This is a genomic window from Polaromonas sp., from assembly GCF_036676035.1.
Lineage (GTDB): Bacteria > Pseudomonadota > Gammaproteobacteria > Burkholderiales > Burkholderiaceae_C > Polaromonas.
Map to the genome: position 1 here is coordinate 1 of NZ_JAKFDR010000001.1, position 17,373 is coordinate 17,373.

General features: G+C 61.2%; 18 protein-coding genes and 1 pseudogene. 2 read left to right on the forward strand and 17 right to left on the reverse strand.

Annotation, left to right across the window (positions count from 1 at the left end):
* The first annotated feature begins 363 nt into the window (after positions 1-363).
* Positions 364-921, forward strand: a complete 558-nt coding sequence (locus tag V6M61_RS00005; RefSeq protein ID WP_332774494.1) for a peroxiredoxin family protein — start codon at positions 364-366, stop codon at positions 919-921.
* 4 nt (positions 922-925) lie between these two features.
* Here V6M61_RS00005 and V6M61_RS00010 read toward each other — a convergent pair whose 3' ends face one another.
* The 8 genes from V6M61_RS00010 to V6M61_RS00045 all read right to left on the reverse strand — a co-directional run bounded on the left by V6M61_RS00010 (position 926) and on the right by V6M61_RS00045 (position 9,288).
* Positions 926-1,600 (reverse strand): glutathione S-transferase, encoded by a 675-nt coding sequence (locus V6M61_RS00010; protein ID WP_332774495.1) that lies wholly within the window; start codon positions 1,598-1,600, stop codon positions 926-928.
* A 70-nt stretch (positions 1,601-1,670) separates the two neighbouring features.
* On the reverse strand, positions 1,671-2,129 hold the full coding sequence (locus V6M61_RS00015; RefSeq protein ID WP_332774496.1) for a response regulator: 459 nt from the start codon (positions 2,127-2,129) through the stop codon (positions 1,671-1,673).
* Between the two features lie 21 nt (positions 2,130-2,150).
* Positions 2,151-2,603, reverse strand: coding sequence for a response regulator (locus tag V6M61_RS00020; RefSeq protein WP_332774497.1), 453 nt, complete (start codon positions 2,601-2,603; stop codon positions 2,151-2,153).
* The gene (locus V6M61_RS00025; protein WP_332774498.1) at positions 2,600-3,754 is read right to left on the reverse strand and encodes a sensor histidine kinase; all 1,155 of its coding nucleotides are present in this window, start codon (positions 3,752-3,754) and stop codon (positions 2,600-2,602) included. The genes V6M61_RS00020 and V6M61_RS00025 overlap by 4 nt, the downstream gene beginning before the upstream one ends.
* Before the next feature lie 13 nt (positions 3,755-3,767).
* On the reverse strand, positions 3,768-5,330 hold the full coding sequence (locus V6M61_RS00030; protein ID WP_332774499.1) for a sensor histidine kinase: 1,563 nt from the start codon (positions 5,328-5,330) through the stop codon (positions 3,768-3,770).
* A 6-nt stretch (positions 5,331-5,336) separates the two neighbouring features.
* A complete protein-coding gene (locus V6M61_RS00035; RefSeq protein WP_332774500.1) occupies positions 5,337-6,635 on the reverse strand; it encodes a sensor histidine kinase in 1,299 nt (432 codons plus the stop codon).
* 30 nt (positions 6,636-6,665) lie between these two features.
* Positions 6,666-8,318: a PAS domain-containing protein gene (locus V6M61_RS00040; protein ID WP_332774501.1), complete on the reverse strand. Its 1,653-nt coding sequence runs from the start codon at positions 8,316-8,318 to the stop codon at positions 6,666-6,668.
* A gap of 418 nt (positions 8,319-8,736) precedes the next feature.
* A complete protein-coding gene (locus V6M61_RS00045) occupies positions 8,737-9,288 on the reverse strand; it encodes an IclR family transcriptional regulator (RefSeq protein ID WP_332774523.1) in 552 nt (183 codons plus the stop codon).
* On the opposite strand from V6M61_RS00045, the pseudogene V6M61_RS00050 reads away from it, so the two are divergent.
* A pseudogene (locus V6M61_RS00050) lies at positions 9,289-9,423 on the forward strand (LysR family transcriptional regulator); the annotation flags it as partial.
* 23 nt (positions 9,424-9,446) lie between these two features.
* Here the strand turns inward: V6M61_RS00050 and V6M61_RS00055 are convergent.
* From V6M61_RS00055 to V6M61_RS00095, 9 genes are all read right to left on the reverse strand, one after another.
* Entirely contained in the window at positions 9,447-10,787 is a 1,341-nt protein-coding gene (locus V6M61_RS00055; RefSeq protein ID WP_332774502.1) for a TAXI family TRAP transporter solute-binding subunit, read from the reverse strand.
* Positions 10,788-10,991: 204 nt separating this feature from the next.
* Positions 10,992-11,291 (reverse strand): copper-binding protein, encoded by a 300-nt coding sequence (locus V6M61_RS00060; RefSeq protein WP_332774503.1) that lies wholly within the window; start codon positions 11,289-11,291, stop codon positions 10,992-10,994.
* A gap of 27 nt (positions 11,292-11,318) precedes the next feature.
* A complete protein-coding gene (locus V6M61_RS00065; protein WP_332774504.1) occupies positions 11,319-11,792 on the reverse strand; it encodes a DUF411 domain-containing protein in 474 nt (157 codons plus the stop codon).
* A 37-nt stretch (positions 11,793-11,829) separates the two neighbouring features.
* Positions 11,830-12,327, reverse strand: coding sequence for a cupredoxin domain-containing protein (locus V6M61_RS00070; RefSeq protein ID WP_332774505.1), 498 nt, complete (start codon positions 12,325-12,327; stop codon positions 11,830-11,832).
* Between the two features lie 21 nt (positions 12,328-12,348).
* Positions 12,349-12,777, reverse strand: a complete 429-nt coding sequence (locus V6M61_RS00075) for a periplasmic heavy metal sensor (protein WP_332774506.1) — start codon at positions 12,775-12,777, stop codon at positions 12,349-12,351.
* 191 nt (positions 12,778-12,968) lie between these two features.
* Complete coding sequence (locus V6M61_RS00080) at positions 12,969-14,369, reverse strand: multicopper oxidase family protein (protein WP_332774507.1); 1,401 nt, start codon at positions 14,367-14,369, stop codon at positions 12,969-12,971.
* 42 nt (positions 14,370-14,411) lie between these two features.
* Entirely contained in the window at positions 14,412-15,593 is a 1,182-nt protein-coding gene (locus V6M61_RS00085) for a TolC family protein (RefSeq protein ID WP_332774508.1), read from the reverse strand.
* Complete coding sequence (locus V6M61_RS00090) at positions 15,590-15,925, reverse strand: hypothetical protein (protein ID WP_332774509.1); 336 nt, start codon at positions 15,923-15,925, stop codon at positions 15,590-15,592. Before V6M61_RS00090 ends, V6M61_RS00085 begins: the two co-directional genes overlap by 4 nt.
* Positions 15,926-16,568: 643 nt before the next feature.
* Positions 16,569-17,204, reverse strand: a complete 636-nt coding sequence (locus tag V6M61_RS00095) for a cation transporter (RefSeq protein WP_332774510.1) — start codon at positions 17,202-17,204, stop codon at positions 16,569-16,571.
* Between the last annotated feature and the right edge of the window lie 169 nt (positions 17,205-17,373).

Genomic DNA, 17,373 nt, shown 5'->3' on the forward strand with positions numbered 1-17,373 from the left:
CCATCGGGCGCAACTCGGCGTTGCCTACCTTGCCCGCACATCAGTGCGGGCGGCGGCAGGCGCCTTGATTTGCGCCCGATGGAACCCCTTCGCACCTCCAATATTAGTGTGAACAGGCCCTAGTCCCGACGACTCTGGCAGAGCAGGGCGTCGGGCCTCAAGCTATTTCGGGAGAACAACATGACCACGCCGTCAGAAATGGCACCCGCGTTGCAAGTCAGCCAATGGCTGAACACGCCAAAGCCGCTCACCCTCGAATCCTTTAGAGCCTGTTTACGATTTATTTGGGGTCGCGTTGGGGCGCAATCGGGATGAGTTGGCTGCCAACACCACGCCGCATGGGCCTATGCCCATGCAAGGGGTTTGGCGGCTAAATCGCCCGATTTCGCCCCAACAAATCGTAAACAGGCTCTTAGAGGCCGCATCGTTGTGCTGCACGCCTTTCAGATGCTGTGCCCGGGATGCGTCTCGCAAGGCATCCCCCAAGCCAGCCGCATTCAGGCGGTGTTTGCGGAACGTGAGCTGGTGGTGATCGGACTGCACACGGTGTTTGAGCACCATGCTGTCATGAATGCCGATGCGCTGCAGGCGTTTGTGCAGGAATATGGCTTGTCATTTCCCATCGGCATTGATCAGCCTTCCACTCAAGGCAATGTGCCCTTGACCATGCAGGCTTACGGGCTGCGAGGGACGCCCAGCCTCGTCATGCTGGATCGCGAGGGAAGAATCCGGTTGAATCACTTTGGCCCTATTGACGACTTGCCACTTGGAGCGCTACTGGGCCAACTGGTGGCCGAAGCCCCAGCGCACGCGGACGAAGAGGGTATTCCCGACCCGAGGCCACCCGGTCATGGTGACGGGCAGGCAAACGCAGGCTGCGACAGCGGTATCTGCGCTCGCGCGCTCCAGCTCGATTCTTAGCAGATCATTGAAGAGGTTCGTCGAGCAAAAGCGCACTTAAAAGTGAAATACTGCAATAGGTGCTTGATCCATGGGGCGCGGCAATGAACTCGGGGAGCTCCTCCGCCTTTGCGGAGAACTGCTGCAGCGTAGGGTAGTCCGTCGCAATGACAACGTCGGGAAGCATCATCTGGGTGAAGTGCCAGGCCACAGCAGTGGTAACGCCCGCTTGGTCGATTGATTCACCGGCTAGTGCGAAAGGCTTATGCGAAAGCTCGGACTCAAGTGCGCTGTAGGCCTCCAAGAGCTGGCCCGTGACCCTGGACACCCAGGGCTGATGCAGCTTTTCGGCTGGCCGCAGGCTGCGTTCGTAGATGATCTGCACGCTCTTCTCGCAGGCGGCGAGAGCCAAACCGATCATGCGCAGAGCGTGCTGACGATCGGCAATGCCGACAGGCATGAGCGACTTGCCTGGAGCGGCAAGACTTTCCGCGTACTCGAGAATCAGCGTGGAATCCATCAGCACGGTTCTGTCATCGCACACAAGCGATGGAGCCTTGACGACGGGATTGATCTGGCGGAACTGCTCGAAAGTGCTGAAGACAGAGATCGGCTTATGCTCAAACGGCAGACCGAGCAGTTGAAGTGATACGGCGACACGGCGGACGTACGGCGAATCGAGCATTCCGATGAGTTGCATAGTTCCTCGCTTCGAGACTGACGGCTAATTCTGCTCGCAGTTTTCGAGATTTTTCATGATCAACAAGAGATTACACCAATCTGCCGGGTAAGCGCACATGTATATCTGCCCTCAGCCAGTCGCGTTCGAGCTGGGCGATGGTTTCGCAAGAGTCCTTGAACCCCATGGGTTTCTGTATGCAACCATTGGCACCAAGCCGATAGGCCTCGCGCTTATCCGACTCTTGGTCGGAGGAACTAAGGATCACCACCGGAAGAAACCGCGTCCGCTCATCGGCACGCAGGCGCTCCAGCACTTGGAACCCGTCAAGCCTCGGCATGTGAATATCCAGCAACACCAGGCGGGGAAGGGTGTTGCGAGCGCTCCCGGGTCGAGTGGCGTCACCCAGCAGGAAGTCCAGGGCTTGCACACCATCGCGCACGACCTGGATAGTGGCACTCGACTGGTTGGCCTGGAGGGCGAACACGAAGAGTTCGACTGAAGTGAGGCTGTCTTCAACCAGCAGGATGTCAGGCGCGGAAATGTTCATGGTGAGGGCCCAATTGCACAGTCATCCCGTCGGATGCAGTGGAGCAAGGTCTGCGCTAAGCCAGTCGCGTTCGAACTGCGCCAGGGTCGCGCACAGATTCTCGAACTCCACAGGCTTGCGGACGTAGCCATTGGCGCCCAGACGCTCGGCCTCAAGCATGTCCGACCTTTGATCGGACCCACTGAAGATCACCACGGGAAGCTGCCGTGTGCGCTCATCGGCACGCAGCCGCTTCAGTACCTCAAACCCGTTGAGCCTTGGCATGTTCAGGTCAAGCAACACCAGTCGGGGCAGGACGTTTGGGGCGTCTCCGGGTCGGCTTTTGTCACTATGGAGGGCCTCCACCGCCTCCATGCCATCACGCGCGACCCTGATGGTCGCGGCCGACCCGTTCACCTGATGGGCGAGCATGAACAGCTCGACGTCACTTCGACTGTCTTCAACCAGCAAGATGTCTAGCGTGAAAATGCTCATGATGGGCTTGGAAGGTTGAGGAAAAACGTGGCGCCCTGCTCGGGAGATGACTCCGCCCAGATGCGGCCACCCATGCGTTCGGTGATACGCAGGGCCATTGCCAGTCCAGCGCCGGTGCCTTCGTAGGCTTCGGGCAGATTCAGCTGGCTGAACAGTTTGAACAGCTTGGCGGTGTAGAGAGGGTCGAAGCCGATGCCGTTGTCGCGAACGAAATAGACATGCTGGTCCGGCTGATCCGGGCCCGGCCGGACACCCACCGTGATGATCGCCGGCTGGCGGTCGCGGCTGAATTTGAGCGCGTTGGAAAGCAGCTCGACCAGGAGCCGCCGCAGCAGTTCGGGGTCGGCCTGGCAGGCGGGCAGTTCCTCGATGTGGGCATCCACGTAGCGGCCGGGTTGCGCGGCGATCAACTCGCCCATGACTTCGCGTGCGGCAGCGGCGATATCCACGCGCGCGGGACTCAAGGCCTGTTGCCGCAGGTTGACGAACGAGAGCAGGTCGTCCACCAGGCGTGCCATGTGCCGGGCACTGCTGCTGATCGCCTCCGGAAACCGCGAGGCCGGGTCGGGAAGGTTGGCGGCGTACCGGGTCAGCAGCAGATGCGAATAGCCTTCCATGGCCCGCAGCGGCGAACGCAGGTGATGCGCGACCGCATGCACGAAGCCCTCAATCTCCGTCAGCGCCGCTTCCAGTTCCGCCGTTCGTTCGCGTACACCTTGCTCGAGGCTGGCGTTGAGGCGATGGTTTTCCAGATGCGCGGCGGCGAGCTGGCGTTCGCCCTCGTGCTTGTGGAGGGCCAATTCGATGTTGAGTTGCAGTTCGCGCTCGTCGAACGGCTTCATCAGAAAGCCGTAGGGCGCGGTGAGCTTGGCGAACTGCAGTGTTGCTTCGTCGAAATGCGCGCTGAGGAAAATCACCGGTACGTCGAGTTTGCGCCGCAGCATCTCGGCGGTCTGGATGCCGTCCATCTCGCCCTGGAGCCGAATGTCCATCAGCGCGAGCCGGGGCCGATGCCGGCGCGCCAGGGCCAGCGCTTCCTTGCCCGAGGTGGCCACACCGCACACCTTGTAGCCCTGGCGTACCAGGCGGTCCACCAGATCGGCCGCGCCGACCGCCTGGTCCTCCACGATGAGAAGCGTCGTTGGGCTCATCGCAGGGCTCGCGTCACGCGGGCATGAACTCGCTGGGAGCCTTCGACGGCAAGGTGAAGAAAAACGTGGCGCCGGCGTCAGGCTGGCTCTCGGCCCAAATCCGGCCGCCGTGGCTTTCGACGATGCGCTTGACAATGGCCAGGCCCACTCCGGTGCCGGGGAATTCGGCGGCGCTATGGAAGCGTTGAAACGGCTCGAATAGCTTGGCTGCGCCCGCCAGATCCAGGCCCGCACCGTTGTCGCGGACAAAGTAGGTACGAAAGTCCTTGCCTGCCTCGCCGTCTGCCGTCGCGCCGACTTCCACCACTGGTTGCTCGCGGCGCGACGAATACTTGAGTGCGTTGCCGAGCAGGTTGACCAGCGCATGCTGGAGTATGGCCTCGTCAGCCCAGGCCTGCGGCAGCGCTTCACACACGAACCGCGCCGGCTTTTGGCCCGGCACGGCGGCGAGGTCGTCGAAAATTTTGTGAACTAGGCGCCTCAGGTCCACCGCCGCCAGGCGTAGCGATTGCTGGCGAGTCAATCCCAGAAAGCGCAGATAGTCCTCCATCATGCGGCTCATCTGTAGCGCATTGGTTTGAACACGCTCAAGGAACAGTTGCCCTGTGGCGTCGAGCCGCTCGCGCTGCGACCGGGCCAGAAGCTCGGAGAAGCCGGCAATGGCCCGCAGCGGCCCGCGCAAGTCGTGGCTCACGGCGGTGGCGAAGGCTTCGAGTTCAGCGCCTTTCAGTTCATAGTTGTCCTTCTCGGCGAGCAGCACCTTTACCTGGCGCGTCAAGGTATCCACGCGGGTCTGCGCGGCAACCCGGTCAGTGGCATCGACCAGCACCATGACAGCGCCCAGAACCTTGCCCGCCTCGTCGGTAATGGGCGAAGCGCTGTCATCCACGTAGCGCTCCTTGCCTTCGCGCGTGACCAGCACGGTGTCCGGGTCCAAACGCATGACCAGGCCATGGCGCAGGGCGAGTGTTGCCGGGTCGTCCAAAGGGTGGCGGGTTTTCTGGTTCACCAGTCGCACCACTTCACTGGAGGGCTTTCCGGCAGCCTCATCCTGCGTCCAGCCGGTCAGCGTCTCCGCGGCGGGATTGAGAAGCAGAATCTCGGCACGGGTGTTGGTGGCGATGACGGGGTCGCCAATGCTTGTCAGTGTGGCGCTCATCCAGCGGGCGACCCGGCGTGCCTTGCGCTCCATCTCATGCCGCATGGGCGCCAGTTCGATGGCCACCCGCAGTTGCGCATCGTCGAACGGTTTGACGATGTAGCCCGCAGGGTCGGTAAGCTTGGCTCTTTGCAGCGTGGCGGAGTCGCTGTGCGCCGTGAGGTAAATGACCGGGATGTCCAGCTCGCCGCGCAGGTGTTCGGCGGCGTCGATGCCCTCGGGCCTGCCGTGCAGCATGATGTCCATCAGGGCCACGTCGGGCCGCGAGGAGGCGGCGAGACGCATGGCATCGGCCGCAGTGTCTGCCGCTCCGGTAACTTCGAAGCCGAGCCCCACCAGCCGTTGCTGCAGGTCTTCCGACACGACGATCTCATCCTCCACCACGAGGACGCGGATTTTTCTCAGCAGGTGTTCCATGATCGGTCACGGCGACTTGGCCGCCGCCTCTTTGAAGTGAATGTCGAACGCGGTGTGGCCGGGTTCAGAGCGCAGCGTCACGACGGCGCGCAATTGCCTGGCGAACATCCGCACCAGCCGCAGGCCCAGCGTGTCGGCCTGCTCGAATTGAAAATCCCGTTTCAGTCCGACGCCGTCGTCCTGCACGCTCAGGGCGATCTGTCCTTCCGTATCTGCACCGAGCGCCACAATCAGGTTTCCCTGGCGGCCATTGGGGAACGCGTATTTGAGCGCATTGGTCACGAGTTCGTTGAGCATCAGGCCGACTGGCACCGCGGTGTCGATACTCACCGACGCCCGGTCGAGCCGGAGCTCCAGTTGCACCTTGGTGTCGGCGGTGTAGGTGCGCATGAGAATACTCACCAGGGTTCGCACGTAGTCCGCCAGGTCCACTGTCGCCAGCGTCTCCGACTGGTAAAGCTTTTCATGGATGAGGGCCATGGAACGGATGCGTCCCTGGCTTTCCTGGAACTGCATCAGCGTCTGCGGGTCGCGGATGTAGCCCGATTGCAGCGAGAGCAGGCTGGCGATGATCTGCAGGTTGTTCTTCACCCGGTGGTGGATCTCCTGCAGCAGCGCCTCCTTTTCCTTTAGAGAGGTCCGGATCTGGTGTTCGATGTCCTTGGTCCGCGAGATGTCGCGGATGGCCGCCGAGACGAGGACGCCTTCATCCGTTTTCACCGGGCTCAACAGGATTTCACTCGGAAACTCGGTGTCGTCCTTGCGTAGACCATAAAGTTCGAGCCCGGCGCCCATCGGGCGGACCGTCGGGTCGGAACCGAAGTGCATCCGGTGCTGCGGATGGTGGCCGCGAAATCGCTCTGGCAACAGCATCTCGACCATTTGGCCCAACAGCTCGCTGCGAGCGTAGCCGAACAGCTTCTCCGTTTGCGCGTTCACCAGGACCATGCGCCCGCTCTCATTGACGATGACGATCGCGTCTGGCGCGGTTTCCAGCAACGAACGAAACCGCTCCTCCAGGCGCGTACGTTCACCCATCTCTACGGCCAGATCGTCAAGGATATTCAGCACCGCCTTCTGCATCTCCTCGAGGCGCAGCTTCTCGGAGCCGGAATCATCCAGTATGTTGAGAACGGCCTTCTGCGTCAGCTCCAGCAGGGCTCTTTCGCCGGCGGCGTCCTCCAGGATATTGACCACCGCCCGCTGAGCGTCGTGCAGGCGAGTCCTTTCGCCGGCGGCATCCTCCAGGATGTTGAGCACCGCCTTCGCATAGTCGGCGTTGCTGAACTGCTGTTCGGTGTCCATGCTTTGCGCCATCCTCGCTGACATAGTCTGTCACCTGATCCCGGTTTTCTTGAGCTCCTCGATCTCCTTTTTGAGCTCGATCATCTTGAGCTCCCGTCCGACGGTAAGCCTCTGGAAGCGCTCCAGCTCCGCCAGCCGCTCCAACTCCTTGGTGCGCTGTTCGGCGATCTCAGCCTCGGCTTTCTTCTGCGCCGTCACGTCGCGCGCGGCGGCGAATACACCCAGCACGTTGCCGCGCATGTCCTTGTACACCGAGGCGTTGTAGAGCACGTCGGTGAGCTTGCCATCGCGGTGGCGAAGCGTCAGCGGATAGTTGGAGACCAAGCCCTTCTCGAACACCTGCTTGTAGCCCTCGCGCGCCTTTTCCGGTTCGGTGAAGTAGTCGGAAAAGTCCGTCGCGATCAGCCTCTCGCGCGGCAGCCCGGTGATTTCGGCGGATGCTGCATTGACGTCCGTGATCTTGCCTTCGGCGCTGATGGTGACCAACGGGTCCAGGCTTGCCTCGATCAGGCTCCTGGCGTACTGCGAGGCCTGCTTCTGAGCGGTGACGTCGCGGGCTGCGGCGAACACGCCCAGCACGTTTCCACGAGCGTCCTTGTACACCGAGGCGTTGTACAGCACGTCGGTGAGACGCCCGTCCTTGTGCCGGATCGTCAGTGGGTAGTCGGTCACGAAGCCCTCGGCGAACACTCGCTCGTAGCCTTCGCGGGCCTTTGCCGGTTCGGTGAAGTAGTCGGAGAAGTCGGCCCCGATCAGCTTCTCGCGCGGCACACCCGTGACCTTGATCGAGCCTTCATTGACGTCGGTGATCTTGCCTTCCGGACTGATGGTGACCAAGGGGTCGAGCGAGGCCTCGATCAGACTGCGCGCATACTGCGAGGCCTGCTTCTGAGCGGTGACGTCACGGGCCGCGGCGAACACGCCGAGTACATTGCCCTGCGCGTCCTTGTACACCGAGGCGTTGTACAGCACGTCGGTGAGGCGCCCGTCCTTGTGCCGGATCGTCAGTGGGTAGTCGGTGACAGCGCCCTTGGAAAAAACCTGCTGGTAGCCTTCGCGGGCCTTTTCCGGCTCGGTGAAGTAGTCGGAGAAGTCGGTCCCGATCAGCTTCTCGCGCGGGATGCCGGTGATTTTGATCGAGCCTTCGTTGACGTCGGTGATTTTGCCTTCCGGGCTGATGGTGACCAGGGGGTCGAGTGAGGCCTCGATCAGGCTGCGCGCATAGAACTGCGTGGCCTTGAGTTCTTCCGTCAGGCGGATTTCATCCGAAATGTCTTTCGAGATCAGCAGGAAGCCGATGGGCTTGCCGGTGACGTCGCGGCGCGGCGTGATGACCACGCGCGCGGTGAATCGCTCACCGCTATTGCGGCATCGCGAGAGGGTGCCTTCCCATTTGCCGGCTTGCAAGGCGGTGGCCATGATCTCGGCCGGCTTGCCGGCGGCAATGTCCTCGGGCGTATGCAGCATGGACGAGTTGGCCTTGCCAATGACGTCTTCCGGCTCGTAGCCATAAAGACGCCGTGCACCGGCGTTCCAGAGCTGGATATTGCCCGTGAGATCCTTGCCGATGATCGAATACTCGGTCGATGATTCAAGGATGTTTTGCAGGAAAGCCGATTGCTCCCCTTGCGGCGCTAATGGTGCGTCATTGCGCGCCGTCATCGACTTGGTACGAGCTTCCATCTGGAGTTCCTCCTGTAGGATTGGCGAACGAGCCGTGGTCGTCGCTATCGCGCTTCGATGAAAATACCTGGTGCCGCACCATCGGTTCGTGCGGCCGCGCGCGGGCACATTTCGGCGGCGTATGACGTTGGCGCTTGGGGGATGCCTGTGGGGGTGAAGAACGACAGTTCTGCACCGGCATGACATGCGCCACTCGCTGTCCTGGTAAGGCTATATGCTGCATTCAGCTCTTCCTTGCACAATTCGAATGCACCGTCAGCGAGCCCATGGCTATGATGGGCTCTCAGGGCTGGACCGCACTGGATTTCAGCTAATATTTTTGCATTATGGGCGCAATGTTGTGGCGCGTCTATGGTCAGATCACCATGGACATTCACCCGCCAACTATTGACGCCCAGCCAGGATCCGAATAATTCTGCTATCGAGGCAACTGCTCAGCCAGAAGCTGCGCCATTTCTTTCCTGCGTGGTGCCGGCAGCCGCGTGGTGATCGCCCCAAAGCTGATCGCGGCCAGGGTGGTCGGCGATGCCCAGAAAGTGCGGCCAACACCCGACACCCCTTGCGTGATGGTGTCGGTGATTTCCGCGTAGCCCGCATGCCGGGTGCGTTTCACGGCTTGTGCCATGCGCGTGGGCGTGAAGCCCGATTGGGCATATTCGGTCGCATGGCGCTCCATGGTGCGGCCGATTTCCGCGTCCGACAGCGCGGTCATCAAGACCAGCCCGCCGGCTCCAATGCCCAGCAGGCGGCGCCCGCCCACATCCGTGGTGAACACCTTCACGGGGAAGTGCCCCTCCTCGCGGTGCAGGCACACGCAGTAGTCGCCTTGGCGCACGACGAGAAACACCGTGTCCCCGGACATCCGGGCGAGCTTTTGCATCAGGGCGCGGCACGAGTCCACCAGCGGCACGCGGCGCATGGACGCAAAGCCCAGCTGCATGGCGTCGATGCCCAGCCGGTAGCCGCCCATCACCCGCTTGCACAGGAGAACAGGGTAGATCTGAGGCAGCTTGCGGACGAAATATTCGTGATGTTCTCTCGCGAGGTGGCCCCCGCCAACTATGACAACGTGATCGCCACTTTTAGTCGCGCTGGAATTCATCCAATAAGTGGAGAGACAACAATGAGCTACAGCCGCAGCAATTTCCTCCGGACGAGGTGAATATTGCCGCGCAGCGCATACAGTTCATCCGTGTAGGACAGCGGCACACTGATTTTTCCGGCCCGGTTTTCCAGCTGGTCCAGCTCTTCGATCAAGGCCTGGGTGTTGGGCGAGTCTTCCAGCCGGTGTTCAATGTCCCTGAGCTGGGCATACCACCTGAAAATGCGTGAGCGGACCCGAAACGCATACAGCGGCGGGACGATGCGCGACAGCGGCAGCAGCACCGCGATGATGATACCCATCACCAGCCACATGCGCTCTATCAGGTTGGCGACCCAGAAGGGCAGGTAGCGCTGCAGCAAAGGCGCGCCGCTTTTAATGTTGCGCTCGGCCTCCTTGGCAATCGGCAGTTCGTTGTTGTTGATGTTGGGGTACTCGCGGGCCCGCTTGAACCAGCCCGCGCCGCCATGAATCTGGCTGCCCGCCTGCGCAAAAAGCTGCAGCAGGGCCGGGTGCGTGGTTTTGCGGGTAATCAGGGTGGTGGTGGGGGCGACCAGGCGGACATCTTGCGGCGGAACATTGCCCGCCAGATCGACCACGCCGCGCGGCAGCAGCGCCGGGCTTAAAAACGAGAAGCGGCGCGAGTAGGCTTCGCTTTGCGCAAAATCCATGAGCTTGATACCCGGTGTCTGCAGCAGCATCTGCACCATCAGAGACTCCGGGGCCGAGGCAAACACGATCGCGTCGAGATCACCGGCCAGAAACGCCATGGTGGCGGGCGTCTGCTCCAGTTGCGACACCTGCAAGGTCTTGACATCGATCCGGTTGCTGTCCAGCAGCTTGCTCATCAGGCTGGGCACGCCGCTGCCGGGGGTGCCAATGTTCACGCGCAGACCCTGCAGCTGCGTCAAGGCACTGAGTGCGGCCCCGGTGTTTGGAGTCTTTGCCCTTGCGGCAAGTTTGCGCGCCGAGTCCTCTCGGTAAAACAGCCAGACCGGCTCGACAAACAGGCTGCCCAGGGACTCCAGGGTGTCGATGTCCTCTGGCCGCTCATCGCTGGTGCCACCTTGCACAAAACCCAGGTCCACCTTGCCTTCACGCAGCAGCTGCAGATTGGCCGCCGAACCTTCGGACGGCAGCAGCACCACTTGGATGCCGTGCTCCGACAGACTTTTGGCGTAGCGCTTGCCAAATTCTTCATAGGCGCTTTGGGCCGGGCCGGTGGCCAGCACCACGCGCTTGGGCGGGTTCGGGTCCAGCCACCAGTAGGCCAGCACCAGCAGGATGGCCGCCAGCAGCAGGAAGGGACCGGCAGAGACGGTCAGATCGCGCAGCGACAGCAGGGTGTAACGTATCGTTTTCGGCATGGTTGAACCATAGCATGAGCCATGGCTTGCCACCGCACGAAAGCTTTTCCAGTGGTAAAAAGTGCCTGCAACCCTTGATATATGAGCGCAGGAAGCTATTGAAAAGATAGCGAATTCATGGTCGTCGCTTGCCTTCCTTCCCTTATTGGGCAAACCGGCCAATGCCGGTGACCGTGAACTACCCTTCCACCTTGTCAGCAGCTCCTATTTGCTGGCTTCCATGGAGATGACGGTGAAAGCGCCATTGATCTTGTCAGCGGTGAATTTAACCTTGTCGCCCGCTTTGACCTTCTGGAGCAAGGCCGGGTCCTTGACCTGAAACACCATGCTCATGGCAGGCATTTCCAGGTTTTTGATTTCGCCATGTTTGAGGGTGATTTTTTTGGCGTCCATGTCGACTTTGCGAACTTCGGCTTCAGTGGCAGGCAGTGCGGCTTGCGCAAGAGCCGCAGCGGTCAAAAAGAAGCTTGAAACAGCAGTGGCAAGGTTGGTCGTAATTTTCATGTGAATTCCTTTGAAGCGTGTTTGAAATCAGATTCGGTTGTAACTTTGAAAAACGCGGGTGCTGAGGTCTTTGTTGATGAGCAGAACGTCATAAGGGTCACGGCGTTTCCCGTACTCGGCGCCATCCATGGCGGGCGAACCGACGGGCATGCCGGGCACGGCAATGCCTATGGCCGATGGGCGTTCCTTTAAAAGGCGGTAAATTTCCCGAACCGGGACATGCCCCTCGATGGCATAGCCACCGACCTGTGCGGTGTGGCATGAGCCCAGTTTTTCCGGCACACCCAGGCGCGCCCTGGCAGCCGTGTTGCCAGTTTCATGGACGCGCACTTTGAAGCCATTGGCCTCCAGATGCTGGACCCAGTCTTTGCAACAACCGCAGTTGGGGTCTTTCCAGACCTCTACCAAGGCTTGGGGCTGGGCCAGCAGCGGCACCGTCATGACAGAGGCGCCAGCACCGGCCAGCCCGGCCATTGCTTTAATGATGGATCGTCTCAGCATGGTGGGCTCGCTTTCAATTGAAACAGAATCATGGTGATCATTTGGAGGCCACTACCGTGACCTTCCCGAGCATGCCCCCCTGGTAATGGCCCGCGATCAGGCAGGCAAAATCAAAGTTGCCCGGCTTGTTGAAGGTCCAGATGATTTCACCTGTTTTACCAGGTCCTACATGGGCCATGTAGGGCTCCTCATGCTCCATGGTGGGAAACTTTTGCATCAGCGCGGCATGCTCATCAAGGTCTTTTCTGGTGCCAATCACCATCTCATGCATAACCTTGCCGCCATTTTTGATGACGAATTTGAGGGTCTCGCCTTGCCGGACGTCAATCTTGTCGGGCGTGAAACGCATGTCGTCAGTCATCGCAAACGTGATGGTGCGGTTGACGGTTTTAGCGTCACCGGCGATGCCCCATGCTTTTTGTTCTTTTTTGACGGGGCCTGCCTTTTTGGCGTGATCTTCATTGCCGTGAGCGAAGACGTGCATGCTGGCGCCGGTGACAAGAACAGCGAGTAGGGTGGAGGTCAGTTTCTTCATGGATTCCTTCTGTTAAAAAATTTAGGGTTGATGTTTGGAGTGAGGGTCGGACTGGCCGTAGCCACGCAGTTGCGCATAGCGGCTGACTTGCTGGGGCGTCAAAAAGCCGGTTTGCTGCAAATGCGTTTGCAGGTGCGAAGCGCGCAGCGCAGCCTGCAGCTGGCCGATTCGCTGCGTGTAGGCGGCAAGCTGGGCAGCATCTATCTGGCGGGCAGAAAAGGCGAAATCAAGCTCACGCTCGGCCTGAACGAGTTGAGCGCCCAGCGCACGTGCCTCAGCCTTGTGCTTGGCCAGGAGCTCTTCGGTGGCCAGCCTTTGCGCCGCACTGAGTTCGAGCTGCTGAGCCAGTTCAAGGGTGTGCATGGGGCCCGGGTAGCCATTGAGCTCGGCTGCCTTGGCCTGCTCCATGCCCTTGCCGGCCAGCAGATCCTGGGCTTGTGCCGCTGACAAGGCCTTGATTTCCCGTGTCTGCTGGCCTGCGTAAGGATTCGCAGGAGAGCTTGGCGGGTTTTGCGATCCATGCACCTGCCCAGGCCTGTGGGCTTGTTGTGAAAATACGCCTGCAGCCCCCGTTAACAGGGCGCAGACAGCTATCAATTTGAGAGTGTTTTTCGGGTTCATGATTTTCCTGCAGTGGGTGATCAATGGCCGGCATGGCCGGAGGGTTTGCGAATTTGAACTTCCATGGTTTGGCCGGAGGATGCCGCCGGCATGGCCGTGCTGCTGTCTGCCTTCAGGCGTGCCGGTGCGGGCACTTCACCGGTCCATTCAAAGGCTTGTGTGCCGGGGGGCTGCTTGTACCAGCCCGGGTCTTTGTAGTCCCCGGGTTTCTGGTCCTTGCGAACCTTGAGCGTGGTGAACATGCCGCCCATTTCGACCGGGCCGTAAGGTCCCGTGCCAGTCATCATGGGCAGGGTCTGGTCGGGGATAGGCATTTGCATTTCGCCCATGTCGGCCATGCCACGCTCCCCCATCACCATGTAGTCGGGCACCAGTTTCTGGATTTTCTTCACCAACCCGCGGTGATCAACGCCAATCATCGTGGGCACGCTGTGACCCATCGGGTTCATGGTGTGATGACTCTTGTGGCAATGAAACGCCCAGTCACCTTCTTCGTCCGCCAAAAACTCGATCTGCCGCATCTGCCCCACGGCGACATCAGTCGTTACCTCATACCACCGGGTGCTTTTTGGGGTGGGCCCGCCATCGGTTCCGGTCACATGAAACTCGTGGCCATGCAAGTGAATGGGATGGTTGGTCATCGTCAAGTTGCCCATCCGGATGCGGACCTTGTCGTTCAAGCGGACGTTCAGCGAGTCAATGCCCGGGAAGGCGCGGGAATTCCAGGTCCAGAGATTCATGTCCAGCATGGTGTTGACCATGGGGGTCGTGCTGCCCGGATCAATGTCGTAGGCATTGAGCAGGAAGCAGAAGTCGCGATTCACCTCATCAATCAGCGGGTGTTTTTCTTTCGGGTGCGTGACCCAAAAGCCCATCATGCCCATGGCCATCTGCGTCATTTCATCGGCATGCGGGTGGTACATGAAGGTACCGGGACGGCGTGCCACAAATTCATAGACAAAGGTTTTGCCGACCGGAATCTGCTTTTGGGTCAACCCCCCCACACCATCCATGCCGTTGGGCAGGCGCTGGCCGTGCCAGTGAATGGTGGTGTGTTCGGGCAGCTTGTTGGTCACAAAGATGCGCACGCGGTCACCTTCCACGACCTCAATGGTGGGCCCCGGTGACTGGCCGTTGTAGCCCCACAGCGTGGCCTTCATGCCCGGTGCGATCTCGCGGATCACCGGTTCGGCCACCAGGTGAAACTCCTTCACCCCCTGGTTCATGCGCCAGGGCAGCGTCCAGCCGTTCAAGGTGACGACCGGGTTGTAAGGTCTGCCGGTCTGCGGCATGAGGGGGGCGGCGGTATCGGGCTTGCTCATGGTCACCGGTTCAGGCAGGGCGGCCATGGCCACTTTGCTGACCGAGGCGGCGGCAACGGCCGTCATGGCCGCGCCGCTGAAAAATTTACGTCGATTCATTTGAAATCCTTGGGGAGTCGTCATGTGGGCGTCAATGCACCGTTAATGCGCCGCAGGGGCCGGGCCATTCGCGGTGGCGCCGGGCCTCAAGCCCGCCAGTGCGCCGGGCGAGGCGCCCGCGAGCAGCGTTTGCAGGTCGGCCTCGGCCAGCCAGAAGTCGCGCTGTGCCTCAATCGCGCTGTTCACACTCATCACCTGCGCCCGTGTGTCGGCCAGCAGATCCCAGACACTTGCCAGCATGCCGTTGTAGCGCAGCATCATTTCGTCGTTGATGAATTTGCGCAAGGGGACCACTTCGTCGCGGTAATGCCGGGCCAGGTCGTAGGCGGTACGGTAGCCGTGGTAGGCCTCGCGGGCTTCGCTGCGTGCCTTGATGGCCACTTCGCGCACCCGTGCCGAGTCCCGCATGCCATCCCACAAACCATCCGGGCCGGATTCACGGGGTTTGGCCTGCAGCGCCTGCCATTGGGCCGTGGCCAGGCGCACATCCAGCCGCTCTTGCAGCGCCCTGGCTTCGATGTCGGGAATTTCCAATGCCTGTTGGGGCAGATCGGGTAGCTGGTCGGGCAGCTCGAACCGGGTCTGCGCTCCCCACAGCCCCATGATGAGCACGAGTTTTTCGCGTTCACTGAAGGCCGTTTGCCGGGCGCGCGCCAGCTGGGCAGTTGCATCGGCCAGCAAGGCCTGCTCGCGCGCCTGTTGCAGCTTGCTCCAGTTCCCGACCCGTGCCATGCGCCGGGCCAGCTCACCGCCAGCTTCGGCCGCGGCTTTCACGTCGGCCATGTAGCGCGCGGTCTGGCTGGCGGCTACCGCGTTGACCCAGGCCTTGCGTGCCTGGGCTGACAACAGGGTGATGTCTTGCTGCGCCTGGCGTTTGGCCTGGTTGCTGGCGGACACCGCATCCGAAATGTTCACCCCCGAGCTGGCCAGCGCGACTTGCAGTCCCGGGTTGTTCAGCAGCGCCACGCGCACCGCTGCATCGGCTGTGAGCGGCGCTTTGAGCAGGTCTGCCACGGCTGCCGCCGAATCAACGCCAGGGCGGGCAATGCGGGCTGTGGTTGTGCCAGTGGCCGAGCCTATCGTTTTTCCGGCTGTCAGTTGCTCAAGATCGGCGACGCCGCCATCGGGGGAGACCGTGGCGCAGCCGGCCACTATCAGCAAAAGCATGGCGCTGCCGCTGCGCCGCAGCGTGCTGGAAAGGCAATGGGTGGAAGGCGTGTTCATGGACTGACTCGCTTAGCTGGTGCGCCGGGCGTGGCGGCCGGGTGTGTGGATTGGGTTTCTTCCCATTTCAGGATGTCGACATGCCCATTCCTGAACTGGCCCACTTCGGCGTTGGATTTTTTCCAGTCGTCGCCGGTTTGTTCCACGCCTGTCGATGTGTCTGAAAATACCGAGCGGTACAGCACCGCCGGAACGGGTGCAGCCGGGTCAGCGGCGTTGATCGTGGCCGCGAGATAGTTGAAAGGGCTGACGGGTGACTGCGCGCTGGCCGCAGTTGTCAGTCCCCATAAAAGTAGCCCCAGGGGTGGGCTTGAAACAAAGCGGAATTTCACAAAAATCTCCTGAAATACAAGCGGGTGCGATTGCTGCAAATCGCGGTCATCCGGGCGTCAAGGGTCTGCTGCAGACCCTGCCGGACGCAAGTACAGACCCACTACGGGCCTGGAGGTCAGGAGATGGGAGGTTTTTGGCCCAGTGCCGCTTCGGCACTGGCAAATCGGGCTGCCGGGGCGTGGGGCAGGGAGGGGGCGCTGAAAATCGGGGCCGTGTCCACTGCCGGTGAAGACAGCGCTACCGTGTTGCAGGCCTGACAAGCTGAGCAGGACTCGCAGTGGGCGCCAGCAGCATGGGATGTTTCACCCGGGGCATGTCCTGCGCAGTCACCAGCGGCTTGAGGCGCTTCAGCTTCAGATGGCATCGCTTCGTGGTGAGAATGCGCTGAATCACCCGCTACATGGGCGTGAGCAGCTATCATTTTTGTTGCCGCTTGCTGATGGGATGCATGCCCGGAGGCCATCTCCGTCGCCATGGCCCCACCCACCCAGCCGCGCAGGGGCAGCAGGGCGATCATGAGGACAAGGATAAGGTAGCGCACCGGTGAATGATAAGTGAAAGTTCAAGAAGTTCCGGCTTCGGATGATTTTTGGATGGCGGCTTGCGCGTTCAGGATCAGCGCTTCAATGGCGGGCTGTCATGTCAAGTTGATGCATGACGGGTGGCCTTCAGCTCATGGCTGGCCTGACGCAGCACGGTCCAGCCGCCGGTCATGGCCAGGCTTGCCATCACGGCCGCCACCGCCAGATCGGGCCAGGCCGCGCCGGTGCCAAACACGCCGAGTGCGGCCCCCATCACGGCCAGGTTGCCGATCGCATCGTTGCGCGAGCACAGCCACACGCTGCGCATGTTGGCGTCGCCTTCGCGGTAGGCGTAGAGCATGAAGGCCACGCCCAGGTTGGCCAGCAGGGCCAGTAGCCCGATGCTGCCCATGGTGAAGGCCTCGGGCGTGGTGCCCTGCGTGAAGGTCCACAGCGCTTTGCCCATCACAAACACGCCAAACCCCAGCATGCTGACCGCCTTGAGCCGCGCGGCGCGGGCCCGCCAGGCCAGGCCCATGGACAGCACGGCCAGTGTGACGCCGTAGTTGGCGGCATCGCCAAAAAAGTCAATCGCATCGGCCAGCAAGGCTACCGAGCCGGAGCGAAACCCGGCGCCGAGCTCCACGCCGAACATGGCCAGGTTGATGGCCAGTGCGAGCCACAGAATGCGGCGGTAATGCGGGCTGTGCACGGCTTGGGGTGTTTCGCTGGCGTGCTGATGGCAGTGGGCAGACATGCGCTTTCCCTTGGGGTTTTTAGATTGATGGCATCATTGGAAACCCTCTACCAACTTTAAGGTCAAGCGGGATGTCCGAGAAGCCTGCCAGCGACCAGGGATAAATGGCGGGAGTGGTGGGAATACCGGGAATGGTGTGGAATTGATGACCCCGGCGTTTCTCAAATGT